The organism is Halomonas sp. HG01 (assembly GCF_000968715.2).
Taxonomy (GTDB): domain Bacteria; phylum Pseudomonadota; class Gammaproteobacteria; order Pseudomonadales; family Halomonadaceae; genus Halomonas; species Halomonas halophila.
Genome location: NZ_CP022134.1, coordinates 3,100,974 through 3,116,112, shown reverse-complemented (window position 1 = coordinate 3,116,112; position 15,139 = coordinate 3,100,974). Strand labels below are relative to the sequence as shown.

Sequence of the window (15,139 nt, the reverse complement as noted above, 5' to 3'; positions counted from 1 at the left end):
GGCGGGACCTGCAAAGAGGGGACCATGACATTGATGAAAAGAATGCTCGCGGCGCTGGCCATGCTGGTGGTCTCCACCTCTGTCATGGCGGCCTCGACGCTGACCGGCCTCGACTATCGTCAGGCAGCCGGGGGTGCCCTGGAGGTCGATCTGTCCTTCGACGGTGGCGTGCCCGAGGTGCGCGGCTATCGTCTCGACGATCCGGCGCGGCTGACCATCGACCTGATGGCGACACGCAGCGCCCTGGAGCATCGTCGTCAGGCGCTGGGGGTCGGTGGCGTCGAGCGGGTCACCGCCCTGGAGGCGGGCAGCCGTACGCGGCTGGTGTTCGACCTGGAGGGCCCGCTGCCCTACGACACCGCTCGGCAGGGCGACCGCCTGCGGCTGTCGATCGGCGGCGGTGTCGCGCCCCCGGCGGCCACCCGCTCCGCCGCCTCGCCTGTCGGCAGCGCGCCAGCGGCCGGACCGGGCATCACCGACATCGATTTCCGCCGCGGTGACGACGGCGCCGGCCGCCTGGTGGTGTCCTTCGACCGCAGCGGCGTGGATGCCCGGGTCAGCGAGAGCGGCAGCTCGGACATCGTCGCGCGGCTCCCCGGCGTTCGCCTGCCGGCCTCGCTGGATCAGGTCTATGACGTCACCGATTTCGACACACCGCTGCGCCGCATCACGCCACGGGTCGATCGGGATGGCGTCACGCTCGATATCCAGGGCAGCGGCGATTTCGCCATGCTCTCCACCCAGAGCGGCCGTCAGCTGACCATTACGGCCCAGCCGGCCACGCCCCAGGAGCGGGAGCGCCAGGCGCGCGATCAGTTCTCCTATACCGGCGAGCGGATCACCCTGAATTTCCAGGACATCGAGGTGCGTTCGGTGCTGGCGATCATCGCCGACTTCACCGGGATGAACCTGGTGGCCAGCGACAGCGTCACCGGCCGTGTCACGCTCAACCTGCAGGACGTACCCTGGGATCAGGCGCTGGACCTGGTGCTCAAGAGCCAAGGGTTGGCCAGCCGTCAGGAGGGCAACGTCATCGTGGTGGCGCCGGCGGAGGAGCTGGCGGCCCGGGAGCAGCTGGAGCTGCAGACCCGCGAGCAGCTGGAGACGCTGGCGCCGCTGGAGACCGAGTACATCCAGGTCAAGTACGCCAAGGCCGAGGATCTGGCGCGACTGCTGCGAGGCGAGAGCACCGGCGGCGGGGCGAGCGGCTTCGGCCTGCTGACCGAGCGCGGCCGGGTCGCCGTGGACCCGCGCACCAACACCCTGCTGGTGCAGGACACCGCCGAGCAGATCGGCAGCATCATGGAGACCCTGGAGCGGCTCGACGTGGCGGTGCGTCAGGTGCAGATCGAGGCGCGGATCGTGATCGCCCGGGACAGCGCCACCCAGGAGCTGGGCGTCAACTGGGGGCTGTCATCGCCTCGAGGCGACGGTCGGCTCGATCTGGGTGGGGCGTCTTCCGGTCAGCCGGTGGCGACCTACGGGGATGACTTCAGTGGCCAGCGCGAGTCCAGGGGGCAATTCACCGGGGCGTACGGTGATCCAGATGGGCAGCTGTTTCAGCGTGGTGGGCTGGCGGTAGACCTGGGGGGAGCCAATCCCATGACCAGCTTCGGTTTTGGTTATCTATCAGGGGATGTGTTGCTCGACCTGGAGCTGCGGGCGCTGGAGAGCGAGGGCAAGAGCCAGACCATCTCCCAGCCGCGGGTGATCACCGCCGACCAGAGCACCGCGGTGATCAAGCAGGGCACCGAGATTCCCTATCAGGAATCGACCTCCAGCGGGGCGACCGATACCGAGTTCAAGGAGGCGGTGCTGTCGCTGGAGGTGACGCCGCAGATCACGCCGGACAACCGCATCATCATGGACCTGGCGGTCAACAACGATACCGTGGGTGAGCTGTTCAACGGGGTGCCGTCCATCGACACCAACGAGATCACCACCCAGGTGCTGGTGGACAACGGCGAGACCGTGGTGCTCGGCGGTATCCTGACCACCGAGCAGGTGCGCAGCCTGTTCAAGACGCCCTTCCTGGGCGACATTCCGGTGCTCGGAAACCTCTTCCGCTATACCGAGGACTCCAGCGATAAGGTAGAGTTGCTGGTATTCATCACGCCCCGAATACTGGATGACAACCTGGCGATTCGCTGATGCCGGCACTACCCAATCTGATATTGATCGGCCCCATGGGGGCCGGAAAGAGCACCATCGGCCGCCTTCTGGCGGCCGAGCTGTCCCGAGACTTCTACGACAGCGATCATGAAATTCAGGATCGCTGTGGCGCCGACATCCCGTGGATCTTCGACGTCGAGGGCGAGGCGGGCTTCCGCGAGCGCGAGACGCAGATGATCGACGAGCTGTCGGCGCTGGAAGGCGTGGTCATCGCCACCGGCGGCGGCGCGGTGCTGCGCGAGGAGAATCGGCGCATGCTGCGTGACAGCGGTACGGTGATCTATCTCTACACCACCGTCGAGCAGCAGCTGCGGCGTACCGCCAAGGACCGCAACCGGCCGCTGCTGCAGCGCGATGACAAGGCCGAGGTGCTGGAGCAGATGTTCCAGCAGCGCGACCCGCTGTACCGGGCCACCGCCGACATCGTGGTGCGCACCGATCGTCGCGGTCCGCGGGCCGTGGTCAACGAGATCGTGCGCCGCGTGGAGCGGCTGATCGATCCCCTGCATTGCAAGGCATGAACATGACGCGATCCATCGATGCCCGGCGCACCCTGACGGTGGCCCTGGGCGAGCGCAGCTACCCCATTCATATTGGCCCCGGGCTGCTGGGCGATCCGCAGTGGCTGCGGCCGCACCTCGCCGGCCGCCAGGTGATGATCGTCACCAACGAGACGGTGGCGCCGCTCTATCTGGAGCGGCTCAAGGCCGGCCTGGGCGATGACCTGACGGTGCGCGAGGTGGTGCTGCCGGACGGCGAGGCGACCAAGACGCTCGCCAGCGTCGAGCGCATCTGGGATGCCCTGCTCGAGGCCGGCTTCAACCGTCGCTGTACCCTGGTGGCCCTGGGCGGCGGTGTGATCGGCGACATGACCGGCTATGCGGCGGCCAGCTATCAGCGCGGCGTGGCCTTCGTGCAGGTGCCGACCACGCTGCTGTCCCAGGTGGACTCCTCGGTGGGTGGCAAGACCGGTGTCAATCACCCGCGCGGCAAGAACATGATCGGCGCCTTCTGGCAGCCTCGGGCGGTGCTGATCGATACCGATACCCTGTCGACCCTGCCGCGGCGCGAGCTGTCGGCCGGCCTGGCCGAGGTCATCAAGTACGGCCTGATCCGCGACGTCGGCTTCCTGACCTGGCTGGAGGACAACATGGCGGCGCTGCGAGGTCTCGATGCCGCGGCCCTGGCCTGGGCCATCGAGCGCAGCTGCAGCCTCAAGGCGGAGATCGTCGCCGAGGACGAGACCGAGCAGGGCGTAAGGGCGCTGCTCAACCTGGGGCACACCTTCGGCCATGCCATCGAGACGCATCAGGGCTACGGTCGCTGGCTGCATGGCGAGGCGGTCGGCACCGGCATGCTGCTGGCCGCCGAGCTGTCGCGGCGGCTCGGCTGGCTGTCGGACGACGAGGTGGCGCGCACGCGTGAGGTGCTGGCGGCGGCCGACCTGCCCCTGGCCGCGCCGGTCGACATGAGCGTGGACGATTTCCTGTCGATCATGCGCCTCGACAAGAAGAACCTCGACGACCGGCTGCGGCTGATCCTGCTGCGCGGCCTCGGCGACGCCTGCATCCATGACCAGACCCCGCCCGAGACCCTGGTGACCCTGCTGGAGGACTTTCCCCGGCAGTGATCGCTCGCTTCTCTATCGTGCGCGATCGTGCGCGCCTCGACGCCCGCTGCTTCGGCAGCGGGCGTCGTCGTTTCGGGCGGTGTCGGGGAACGTGTCCGGCGCGGAAATGCGTGAATCTGTATGCCATATGCAGCATCGGTATGGGGTTAGGGTGTCATTTGCGACTAAAGTCTAATGAGGGTGTCGTGCCGGGAATGTTCCACGTCGTTGGCGTGCAACTCGTTGAGTTAGCGTGATTTTTTTATTGTTCGCTTAGACAAGTTGCGGATTTGTCGAAGGTTTTTGGCGTGGCGGCGGCGTGGCGGCATTGCGCGAGCGAGGGGGCGTGGCTATTCTGTGGAGCCTTTTGCCGCGCAGTTTTGATGCCGCAATAGAGGCGTCAAATAAAAAGAAAAACCTTTAAGTATATCATAAGAAACTGCGAAGTACACCTTTTCAACCTGAGGCACGCCCATGAACAGAGGTCTTCATCAACCCGGCGAGTTTCGTGACAACTGCGGGTTCGGTCTGATCGCCCACATGGAGGGCCAGGCCAGCCACGATCTGCTGCAGACCGCCATCGAATCGCTGACCTGCATGACCCACCGCGGCGGCATCGCCGCCGACGGCAAGACCGGCGACGGCTGCGGCCTGCTGCTGAAGATGCCCGAGGCCTTCATGCGCGAGGTGGCCCGAGAGGCCCTGGGCGTGGAGCTGGGTGGCCGCTTCGCGGTGGGCGCGATCTTCCTGCCCGACGACGACGCCCGCGAGGCCGCTGCCCGCGAGACTCTCGAACGTGAACTCGAGGCCCGTGGCCTGATCGTGCAGGGCTGGCGCGACGTGCCGGTCGACCCGAGCGTCTGCGGTCCCATGGCGCTGGACTGCCTGCCGCGCATCCGCCAGCTGTTCGTCGAGCCCGGCGAGACCGCCGCGGACACCTTCGACGTCGAGCTCTTCATGGCCCGTCGTCGTGCCGAGCAGGCGCTGCGCGACGACGAGGACTTCTACGTCAGCTCGCTGTCCTCCGAAGTCGTTTCCTACAAGGGTCTGGTGATGCCGGTCGACCTGCCGGCCTTCTATCGCGACCTGGGTGACGAGCGCCTGGAGACCGCCATCTGCGTCTTCCACCAGCGCTTCTCCACCAACACCGCGCCGCGCTGGCCGCTGGCCCAGCCGTTCCGCCTGATGGCTCACAATGGCGAGATCAACACCATCGAGGCCAACCGCGGCTGGGCGAACTCCCGCAAGGAGAACTTCGTCAGCGAGCGCCTGCCCGACATCGCCGAGCTCGACGAGATCGTCAACACCACCGGCTCCGACTCCTCGAGCATGGACAACATGCTGGAAGTGCTGCTGACCGGCGGCATGGAGCTGCATCGCGCGGTGCGCATGATGGTGCCGCCGGCCTGGCAGAACGTCGAGATCATGGACGGCGACCTGCGTGCCTTCTACGAATACAACTCCATGCACATGGAGCCGTGGGACGGCCCGGCCGGCGTGGTCATGACCGACGGCCGCCAGGCGGTCTGCATGCTCGACCGCAACGGCCTGCGTCCGGCGCGCTGGGTGATCACCAAGAACGGCTACATCACCCTGGCCTCCGAGATCGGCACCTACGACTACAAGCCCGAGGACGTGGTGGCCAAGGGTCGCGTCGGCCCCGGCCAGATCCTGGCCGTGGACACCCAGACCGGCGAGGTCCTGCACACCCAGGACATCGACTCGCGTCTCAAGTCCGCCTATCCCTACAAGCGCTGGCTGAAGCAGGAAGCCAACTACCTCGAGTCCGCGCTCACCGAGCTGGCCCGCTTCCAGAACATGGATGCCGAGACCCTGGCGGTGCGTCAGAAGATGTTCCAGGTCAGCTTCGAGGAGCGTGATCAGGTGCTGCGCCCGCTGGCCGAGAGCGGTCAGGAAGCGGTGGGCTCCATGGGCGACGACACGCCCATGGCGGTGCTGTCCGGCAAGAAGCGGCTGCTGACCGACTACTTCCGCCAGAAGTTCGCCCAGGTCACCAACCCGGCCATCGATCCGCTGCGCGAGTCGATCGTGATGTCGCTGGAGAGCTGCATCGGCGCCGAGCGCAACGTCTTCGCGGCGACGCCCGATCATGCCCATCGCCTGGTGCTGACCACGCCGGTGCTGTCGCCGCGCAAGTTCACCGCCCTGGTGACCCACGAGGATCCGGCCTTCAACAGCCATACCCTGTCGCTGGCTTACGACCCCGAGACCACCGGGCTCAAGGCCGCACTGCAGGCGCTGTGCGACGAGGCCGCCCAGGCCGCCCGCGATGGCAAGGTGCTGCTGGTGCTGTCCGACGCCGAGGTGGCGAAGGGCCAGCTGCCGATTCATGCCGCCCTGGCGGTCGGTGCCGTGCACCATCATCTCGGCCGGCTGGCGCTGCGCCCGCGGGTCAACCTGATCGTCGAGACCGGCTACGCTCGCGACGCCCACCAGATGGCGGTGCTGTTCGGCGTGGGCGCCACCGCGGTCTATCCGTGGCTGGCCTACCAGGTCATGGCCGACATGCATCGCACCGGCGAGCTGGTCGGCAACCCGGCCGACGCCCGCGAGAACTATCGCAAGGGGCTGCAGAAGGGTCTGTTCAAGATCCTGTCCAAGATGGGCATCTCGACCCTGGCCTCCTATCGTGGCTCCCAGCTGTTCGAGGCGGTGGGCCTGGCCTCCGAGGTCATGGACCTGTGCTTCACCGGCATGGCCTCGCGCATCGAGGGCACCGGCTTCGCCGAGCTGCAGCTGCAGCAGGAGCTGCTGGCCAAGGACGCCTGGTCGCCGCGCAAGAGCATCTCCCACGGCGGCCTGATGAAGTACGTCCACGGCCACGAGTACCACGCCTACAATCCGGACGTGGTCAAGGCCCTGCAGGAAGCGGTGCAGGAGGGCGATTACGCCAAGTGGAAGACGTTCGCGGGCCTGGTCAACGACCGTGAGCCGGCCACCATCCGCGACCTGCTGCGCCTCAAGCCGGCCGAGACGGCGCTGCCGCTGGACGAGATCGAGCCGGTCGAGGACCTGCTGCCGCGCTTCGACAGCGCCGGCATGTCGCTGGGCGCGCTGTCGCCGGAGGCCCACGAGGCCCTGGCCCAGGCCATGAACGAGGCCGGCGGTCGCTCCAACTCCGGCGAGGGCGGCGAGGATCCGGCGCGCTACGGCACCGTCCGCAGCTCCAAGATCAAGCAGATCGCCTCCGGCCGCTTCGGCGTCACCCCGGCCTATCTGGCCAACGCCGAGGTGCTGCAGATCAAGGTGGCCCAGGGCGCCAAGCCCGGCGAGGGCGGCCAGCTGCCCGGCGGCAAGGTCAACGGCCTGATCGCCCGGCTGCGCTACGCGGTGCCCGGCGTGACCCTGATCTCGCCGCCGCCGCACCACGACATCTACTCCATCGAGGACCTGGCGCAGCTGATCTTCGACCTCAAGCAGGTCAATCCCAGCGCCCAGGTGTCGGTGAAGCTGGTCTCCGAGCCCGGCATCGGCACCATCGCCACCGGCGTGGCCAAGGCCTATGCCGACCTGATCACCGTGTCCGGCTATGACGGCGGCACCGCGGCCAGCCCGCTGACCTCGATCAAGCACGCCGGCAGCCCCTGGGAGCTCGGCCTGCCCGAGGTCCACCAGGCGCTGCGCATCAACGGCCTGCGCGACAAGATCCGCCTGCAGACCGACGGCGGCCTGAAGACCGGCCTCGACGTGATCAAGGCGGCGATCCTCGGCGCCGAGAGCTTCGGCTTCGGCACCGCACCGATGGTCGCCCTGGGCTGCAAGTACCTGCGCATCTGCCACCTCAACAACTGCGCGACCGGCGTCGCCACCCAGCATCAGGCCCTGCGTGACGAGCACTTCCGTGGCACCGTCGACATGGTCAAGCACTACTTCCGCTTCATCGCCGAGGAAGTGCGCGAGCTGATGGCCCTGCTGGGCGTGCGTCAGCTCACCGACCTGATCGGCCGCACCGACCTGCTCGAAGCGATCGAGGGCGTGACGGATTCACAGCGCCGCCTGGACCTGTCGCCGCTGATGACCAACGACTTCGTGCCCGCCGAGGCGCCGCAGTTCTGCGAGGTCAGCCGCAACGAGCCCCACGACCCGGGGGCCAAGAACCAGGAGATGCTCGAGGCGCTCAAGGCCGCCATCGAGGCCAGGTCCGGCGGTGAGTTCGACTTCACGATCACCAACTGCGACCGCTCCGTCGGTGCGCTGGTCTCCGGCGCCATCGCCAAGCGTTACGGCGAGGCGGGACTCGAGGACGCGCCGCTGACCGCGCGCTTCACCGGCGTGGCCGGTCAGAGCTTCGGCGTGTGGAACGCCCGTGGCCTCAACCTCTACCTCGAGGGCGACGCCAACGACTACGTCGGCAAGGGCATGAACGGCGGTCAGGTGACCATCGTGCCGCCCCGCGGCAGCGGCTTCGAGAGCCACAAGACGGCGATCATCGGCAACACCTGCCTCTACGGCGCCACCGGCGGCACGCTGTACGCCGCGGGTACCGCCGGCGAGCGTTTCGGGGTGCGCAACTCCGGCGCCCAGGCGGTGATCGAGGGGGCCGGCGACCACTGCTGCGAGTACATGACCGGTGGCCTGATCACCGTGCTCGGCGAGGTGGGCGTCAACTTCGGTGCCGGCATGACCGGCGGCTTCGCCTACGTGCTGGACGAGGACCGCAGCTTCGTCGACAAGTACAACCATGAACTGGTGGAGATCCACCGCGTCAACACCGAGGCCATGGAGGCCCATCGGCGACACCTGAGGGAAATCATCGAGGAATACGTTGCGCAGACCGGCTCCCAGCGCGGTCGCGACATCCTCGAGGACTTCAGCGACTTCATCCGTCATTTCTGGCTGGTGAAGCCCAAGGCGGCGAGCCTCGCCAGCCTGCTGGATGAATCCCGTCGGCGTCCCGAGTAAGCCTGGAGAGAGGAGCGAGTAACATGGCCAACCGTTTGAACAACGACTTCCAGTTCATCGACGTGGGTCGCCAGGACCCCGAGAAGAAGGCGGCGTCGACGCGGGCGAAGCAGTTCGCCGAGATCTACGAGCCGTTCCAGCCGCAGGATGCCGCGAGCCAGGCACACCGCTGTCTGTCCTGCGGCAACCCTTACTGCGAATGGAAGTGCCCGGTTCACAACTACATTCCCAACTGGCTGAAGCTGGTCAGCGAGGGCAACATCCTGGAGGCCGCCGAGCTCTCCCACCGCACCAACTCGCTGCCCGAGGTGTGCGGCCGGGTATGCCCGCAGGATCGCCTGTGCGAGGGCGACTGCACCCTCAACGACGGCTTCGGTGCGGTGACCATCGGGTCGGTGGAGAAGTACATCACCGACACCGCTTTCGCCATGGGCTGGCGCCCGGACATGTCCCGGGTGACCTGGACCGACAAGAAGGTGGCGATCATCGGCGCCGGCCCGGCGGGCCTCGGCTGTGCCGACATCCTGGTGCGCAACGGCGTCAAGCCGGTGGTGTTCGACAAGAATCCCGAGATCGGCGGCCTGCTGACCTTCGGCATTCCCGAGTTCAAGCTCGAGAAGACCGTGATGGAGCGTCGTCGCGCCGTCTTCGAGGAGATGGGCGTCGAGTTCTGCCTGGGGGTCGAGATCGGCACCGACATGCCGTTCGACAGGCTGCTCGAGGAGTACGACGCGGTGTTCCTCGGCATGGGCACCTACAAGTACATGGAAGGCGGCTTCCCGGGCGAGGACCTGCCGGGCGTGCACAAGGCGCTCGACTACCTGATCGCCAACGTGAACCACTGCCTGGGCTTCGAGAAGGATCCGGCGGACTACGTCTCGCTGGACGGCCAGAAGGTCGTGGTCCTCGGCGGCGGCGACACCGCCATGGACTGCAACCGCACCGCCATTCGCCAGGGGGCCGAGGCCGTGACCTGCGCCTACCGCCGCGACGAGGACAACATGCCCGGCTCGCGCAAGGAGGTGGCCAACGCCCGCGAGGAGGGCGTGGAGTTCCTGTTCAATCGCCAGCCGGTGGCGGTGGTCGGCGAGGACAGGGTCGAGGGCGTGAAGGTCGTGCGCACTCGCCTCGGTGAGCCCGACGAGAACGGTCGCCAGCGTCCCGAGGTGGTGCCGGGCTCCGAGGAAGTGGTGCCCGCCGACGCCGTGGTCATCGCCTTCGGCTTCCAGCCGAGCCCGGCGCCCTGGTTCGAGACCGTGGGTATCCAGGTCGACGAGAAGGGCCGGGTCAAGGCGCCGGAGCAGGGCGCCTACGCCTTCCAGACCACCAACGAGAAGATCTTCGCCGGTGGTGACATGGTGCGTGGCTCCGACCTGGTGGTCACCGCCGTGTACGAGGGCCGCCAGGCCGGCGAGGGCATCCTCGACTACCTGGACGTCTAGGCGCCGAGCTACAAGCGCCGAGCTACAAGCGCCGAGCTACAAGCGCCGAGCTACAAGCGCCGAGCTACAAGCGCCGAGCTACAAGCGCCGAGCTACAAGAAACCCCGAAGGTCAGGCCTTCGGGGTTTTCTTTGGCTCTGGGCGATCACACGCTGCTGACTTGCAGCTTGCAGCTTGCAGCTTGCAGCTTGCAGCTTGCAGCTTGCAGCTTGCAGCTTGCAGCCCAAATTGAGCCGGGGACCGCACTCTGCTATTCTGTCGTCCCATCCTGGCGCGGCTTCCTGCCGGGCCTACCGATCACGTTTCGACAGGTTCTCCATGACACGATATATCTTCGTGACCGGCGGCGTTGTGTCCTCTCTCGGCAAGGGCATCGCGTCGGCTTCGCTGGCGGCGATTCTCGAGGCACGGGGCCTCAAGGTCACCATGCTCAAGCTCGATCCCTACATCAATGTGGATCCGGGCACCATGAGTCCCTTCCAGCATGGCGAGGTGTTCGTCACCGAGGATGGGGCGGAAACCGACCTGGACCTCGGTCACTACGAGCGCTTCATCCGCACGAAGATGAGCCAGGCCAACAACTTCACCACCGGGCGCGTCTACGAGCACGTGCTGCGCAAGGAGCGCCGCGGCGACTACCTGGGCGGCACCGTGCAGGTGATTCCGCACATCACCGACGAGATCAAGCATCGCGTCTATGAAGGCGGCAAGGGCGCCGACGTCGCGCTGGTCGAGATCGGCGGCACCGTGGGCGACATCGAGTCGCTGCCGTTCCTCGAATCGATCCGTCAGATTCGCAGCGAGCTGGGCGCGAGCCGAGCGATCTTCATGCACCTGACCCTGGTGCCCTACATCCAGACCGCCGGCGAGACCAAGACCAAGCCGACCCAGCACAGCGTCAAGGAGCTGCGCTCGATCGGTATCCAGCCGGATATCCTGATCTGTCGCAGCGAGGTCGAGCTCGAGGAGACCGAGCGCCGCAAGATCGCGCTGTTCACCAACGTCGAGGAGCGGGCGGTCATTCCGCTGCAGGACGCCGATACCATCTATCGCATTCCGCTGATGCTGCACGAGCATGGCCTCGACGAGTTCGTCTGCGACAAGCTGCGCCTGGAGGCCAGCGAGGCCGACCTGTCCGAGTGGATCCGCGTGCTCGACGCCAAGCTCAATCCGCTCAAGTCGATCAACATCGCCATGGTCGGCAAGTACATGGAGCTGCTCGACGCCTACAAGTCGCTCAACGAGGCGCTGGTGCACGCCGGCATCCAGACCCGGGTCAAGGTCAACATCGACTACATCGATTCCGAGGACATCGAGCGTCACGGTCCGGAACGCCTGGCCGGCAAGGACGCCATCCTGGTGCCCGGTGGCTTCGGCGAGCGCGGCGTGGAAGGCAAGATCGCCACCGCCCGCTTCGCCCGCGAGAACGGCATCCCGTATCTCGGCATCTGCCTCGGCATGCAGGTGGCGGTGATCGAATTCGCCCGTCACGTGGCCGGCTGGGACGACGCCAATTCCACCGAGTTCACCCACGATACCCAGCACCCGGTGGTGGGCCTGATCACCGAGTGGCTGACCCCGGAAGGCAAGATCGAGCTGCGCGACGAGGCTTCCGACCTGGGCGGCACCATGCGTCTGGGCGGCCAGGTCTGCCACCTGGCGACCGGCTCCAGGGCTCGCGAGGCCTACGGCAACGAGGAGATCGTCGAGCGCCACCGTCACCGCTACGAGGTCAACGACCAGTTCGTCGCCGACCTCGAACAGGCCGGCCTGGTGGTCTCCGGCCGCAGCGTCGACAACTCCCTGGTGGAGATGGTCGAGCTGCCCGATCATCCCTGGTTCGTGGCCTGCCAGTTCCACCCGGAGTTCACCTCCACGCCGCGTGACGGTCACCCGCTGTTCACCGGTTTCGTGAACGCGGCGCTGGAGCACAAGGCGGCGCGCACCCGCGCCCAGAGCACCCCACAGGAGTGAGCGTCATGCCCGTCCCGGAACGCCCGATCGACATTGCCGGCCTCCGGGTCGGCAATGACCAGCCGCTGACGCTGTTCGGCGGCATGAACGTGCTGGAATCCCGCGAGCTGGCCCTCGAGGTGGCCGAGGCCTACGTCGAGGTCACCGGCCGGCTCGGCATGCCGTACGTGTTCAAGGCCAGCTTCGACAAGGCCAACCGCAGCTCCATCCACTCGTTCCGCGGCCCCGGTCTCGACCGGGGGCTGGCGATCCTCGCCGAGGTGAAGGAACGCTTCGGCGTGCCGATCATCACCGACGTGCACGAACCCTGGCAGGCGGCACCCGCCGCCGAAGTGGCGGATGTCATCCAGCTGCCGGCCTTCCTCGCCCGCCAGACCGACCTCGTCGTGGCGATGGCCGAGACCGAGGCGGCCATCAACATCAAGAAGCCCCAGTTCCTGGCGCCTCACGAGATGCGCCATATCCTGCGCAAGTGCGAGGAGGCCGGCAACGACCGGCTGATCCTGTGCGAGCGCGGCACCAGTTTCGGCTACAACAACCTGGTGGTCGATATGCTGGGCTTCGGTGAGATGAAAGAGACCGGCTACCCGCTGCTGTTCGACGTCACCCACGCCCTGCAGCGGCCCGGCGGTCGCTCGGACAGCGCCGACGGGCGCCGTGCCCAGGTCGCCGAGCTGGCTCGCGCCGGCGTGGCCGTCGGGCTCGCCGGAGTGTTCCTGGAGTCCCACCCGGACCCGGACAACGCCAAGTGCGACGGCCCCTGCGCCCTGCCGCTCGATCGTCTCGAGCCCTTCCTGGCCCAGCTCAAGGCGCTCGACGAGTTGGTCAAGGGGTTCGCGCCGCTCGAGATTTCCTGATTTCCCCAACGCTGACTCACTAAGGACGAGACAACATGACCAAGATCGTCGACGTTCGCGCCCTCGAGGTGCTCGATTCCCGCGGCAACCCCACCGTTCAGGCCGAGGTGCGTCTGGAGAGCGGTGCCGTGGGCACGGCCTGTGCCCCCAGCGGAGCCTCCACCGGCTCCCGCGAGGCCCTCGAGCTGCGCGATGGCGACAAGGCCCGCTACCTGGGCAAGGGCGTGTTGAAGGCCGTGGAGGCCGCCAACGGCGTCATCCGTGAGCGTCTGGTCGGCATGGACGCGCGTGACCAGCGTGCCCTGGACGAGGCCATGCTCGAGCTCGACGGCACCGACAACAAGGCCACCCTGGGCGCCAACGCCATCCTCGCCGTGTCGCTGGCCGCCGCCAAGGCCGCCGCCAACGCCAAGGGCGCGCCGCTCTATGCCCACATCGCCGAGCTCTACGGCCAGCCGAGCCGGTTCCGCATGCCGGTGCCGATGATGAACATCCTCAACGGCGGCGAGCATGCCGACAACAACGTCGACATCCAGGAGTTCATGATCCAGCCGGTGGGCGCGCCGAGCTTCCGCGAAGGCCTGCGCATGGGCGCCGAAATCTTCCACGCCCTGAAGAAGGTGCTCGCCGGTCGTGGCTTGTCCACCTCGGTGGGCGACGAGGGCGGCTTCGCGCCGAACCTGGCGTCCAACGCCGAGGCCCTGGCGGTGATCAAGCAGGCGGTGTCCGACGCCGGTTACGAGCTCGGCCGCGACATCACCCTGGCCCTCGATTGCGCCTCCTCCGAGTTCTACAAGGATGGCGTCTACGATCTCGCCGGCGAGGGGAAGCAGTACGACGCCGCCGGCTTCGCCGACTACCTGGCCGAGCTCTGCGACCAGTATCCGATCGTCTCCATCGAGGACGGCATGGACGAGTCCGACTGGGACGGCTGGAAGGCGCTGACCGACAAGGTTGGCGACAAGGTGCAGCTGGTCGGCGACGATCTCTTCGTCACCAACACGCGCATCCTCAAGCGTGGCATCGACGAGCAGATCGGCAACTCCATCCTGATCAAGTTCAACCAGATCGGCTCGCTGTCCGAGACCCTGGACGCGATCAGGATGGCCCAGGACGCCGGCTTCACCGCGGTGATCTCCCACCGCAGCGGCGAGACCGAGGACACCACCATCGCCGACCTGGCCGTGGGCACCGCCGCCGGCCAGATCAAGACCGGCTCGCTGTGCCGCTCCGACCGCGTCGCCAAGTACAACCGCCTGCTGGTGATCGAGCAGGAGCTGGGTGAGCGCGTGGACTACCCGGGCCGCAGTGCCATCAAGGGGCAGTAAGCGGCGCCGATCGGCGGTCCTCGTGTAGGAAATCGCCTACACGGGCCCGGCGACATTCGTGACATCTCGCCCGACAATACCGGCGCCTTCCAGGCGCCGGTATTTTTTATCCCGTTGTTTTTAAATGTTTTTTTCTGAATGTGGTGAGGGTGGCGTCGTGTCGGGCGCGAGAAGGCCCGGTTGAGAAGTCGCGCAAGACTGCCAGAATGGTCAGCGGGACAAGGGAGAGCGGAGTCTCTCCCGGCAGGACGCCACGGGATGCAGTCTCAAGCCGAGCCCGGTGTCGCAGGACGCGGCTTCCGGGCAGGGAAGGCTAGGAGTTCGAGCGGAAGGAACCGCTCAAGGATGGCTGGGAGCGGGCGACCTTCGGGTCGCCTTCCTTTTGCCTGGGTGTTCTCCTTCATCGCAGTGCGAAACGACGACGCCGAATGTCGAGAGACATTCGGCGTCGTCGTGTCTGGGCTTCGCTCGAGCGTCTTGCCCGGGGCTCAGCGCTCCAGCTGGTCCGCCTTGCCGGGCTTGCCGTCCCATTCCTCGGCGTCGGGCAGCGGGTCCTTCTTCTCGGTGATGTTCGGCCACGTCTCCGCCAGCTCGGCGTTGATCTCGATGAACTGTTCCTGGCCTTCCGGTAGCTCGTCCTCGGAGAAGATCGCCTCGGCCGGGCACTCGGGCTCGCACAGCGCGCAGTCGATGCACTCGTCGGGGTGGATCACCAGGAAGTTGGGTCCTTCATAGAAGCAGTCCACCGGGCAGACCTCGACACAGTCGGTGTACTTGCACTTGATGCAGTTTTCGGTGACGACGAATGTCATGCCAGTCTCCCTTCCTCGGCCG

9 protein-coding genes are annotated in these 15,139 nt (G+C 66.8%); 8 read left to right on the top strand and 1 reads right to left on the bottom strand.

Annotated features, from left to right (window positions below):
- The first annotated feature begins 33 nt into the window (after positions 1-33).
- The 8 genes from pilQ to eno all read left to right on the top strand — a co-directional run bounded on the left by pilQ (position 34) and on the right by eno (position 14,305).
- Complete coding sequence (gene pilQ / locus UN84_RS14740; RefSeq protein ID WP_442908414.1) at positions 34-2,151, top strand: type IV pilus secretin PilQ; 2,118 nt, start codon at positions 34-36, stop codon at positions 2,149-2,151.
- Positions 2,151-2,693 (top strand): shikimate kinase AroK, encoded by a 543-nt coding sequence (gene aroK / locus UN84_RS14735; RefSeq protein ID WP_035592631.1) that lies wholly within the window; start codon positions 2,151-2,153, stop codon positions 2,691-2,693. Before pilQ ends, aroK begins: the two co-directional genes overlap by 1 nt.
- Before the next feature lie 2 nt (positions 2,694-2,695).
- A complete protein-coding gene (gene aroB, locus UN84_RS14730) occupies positions 2,696-3,802 on the top strand; it encodes a 3-dehydroquinate synthase (protein WP_046078447.1) in 1,107 nt (368 codons plus the stop codon).
- Between the two features lie 453 nt (positions 3,803-4,255).
- The gene (gene gltB / locus UN84_RS14725; protein ID WP_046078334.1) at positions 4,256-8,704 is read left to right on the top strand and encodes a glutamate synthase large subunit; all 4,449 of its coding nucleotides are present in this window, start codon (positions 4,256-4,258) and stop codon (positions 8,702-8,704) included.
- Between the two features lie 23 nt (positions 8,705-8,727).
- The gene (locus UN84_RS14720) at positions 8,728-10,146 is read left to right on the top strand and encodes an FAD-dependent oxidoreductase (RefSeq protein ID WP_046078333.1); all 1,419 of its coding nucleotides are present in this window, start codon (positions 8,728-8,730) and stop codon (positions 10,144-10,146) included.
- Between the two features lie 318 nt (positions 10,147-10,464).
- Positions 10,465-12,120, top strand: a complete 1,656-nt coding sequence (locus UN84_RS14715) for a CTP synthase (protein ID WP_046078332.1) — start codon at positions 10,465-10,467, stop codon at positions 12,118-12,120.
- Positions 12,121-12,125: 5 nt separating this feature from the next.
- On the top strand, positions 12,126-12,977 hold the full coding sequence (kdsA, locus tag UN84_RS14710; protein WP_046078331.1) for a 3-deoxy-8-phosphooctulonate synthase: 852 nt from the start codon (positions 12,126-12,128) through the stop codon (positions 12,975-12,977).
- A 35-nt stretch (positions 12,978-13,012) separates the two neighbouring features.
- On the top strand, positions 13,013-14,305 hold the full coding sequence (eno, locus tag UN84_RS14705) for a phosphopyruvate hydratase (RefSeq protein ID WP_035592616.1): 1,293 nt from the start codon (positions 13,013-13,015) through the stop codon (positions 14,303-14,305).
- A 488-nt stretch (positions 14,306-14,793) separates the two neighbouring features.
- Here eno and fdxA read toward each other — a convergent pair whose 3' ends face one another.
- Positions 14,794-15,117 (bottom strand): ferredoxin FdxA, encoded by a 324-nt coding sequence (gene fdxA, locus UN84_RS14700; RefSeq protein ID WP_035592614.1) that lies wholly within the window; start codon positions 15,115-15,117, stop codon positions 14,794-14,796.
- Positions 15,118-15,139: the final 22 nt, after the last annotated feature.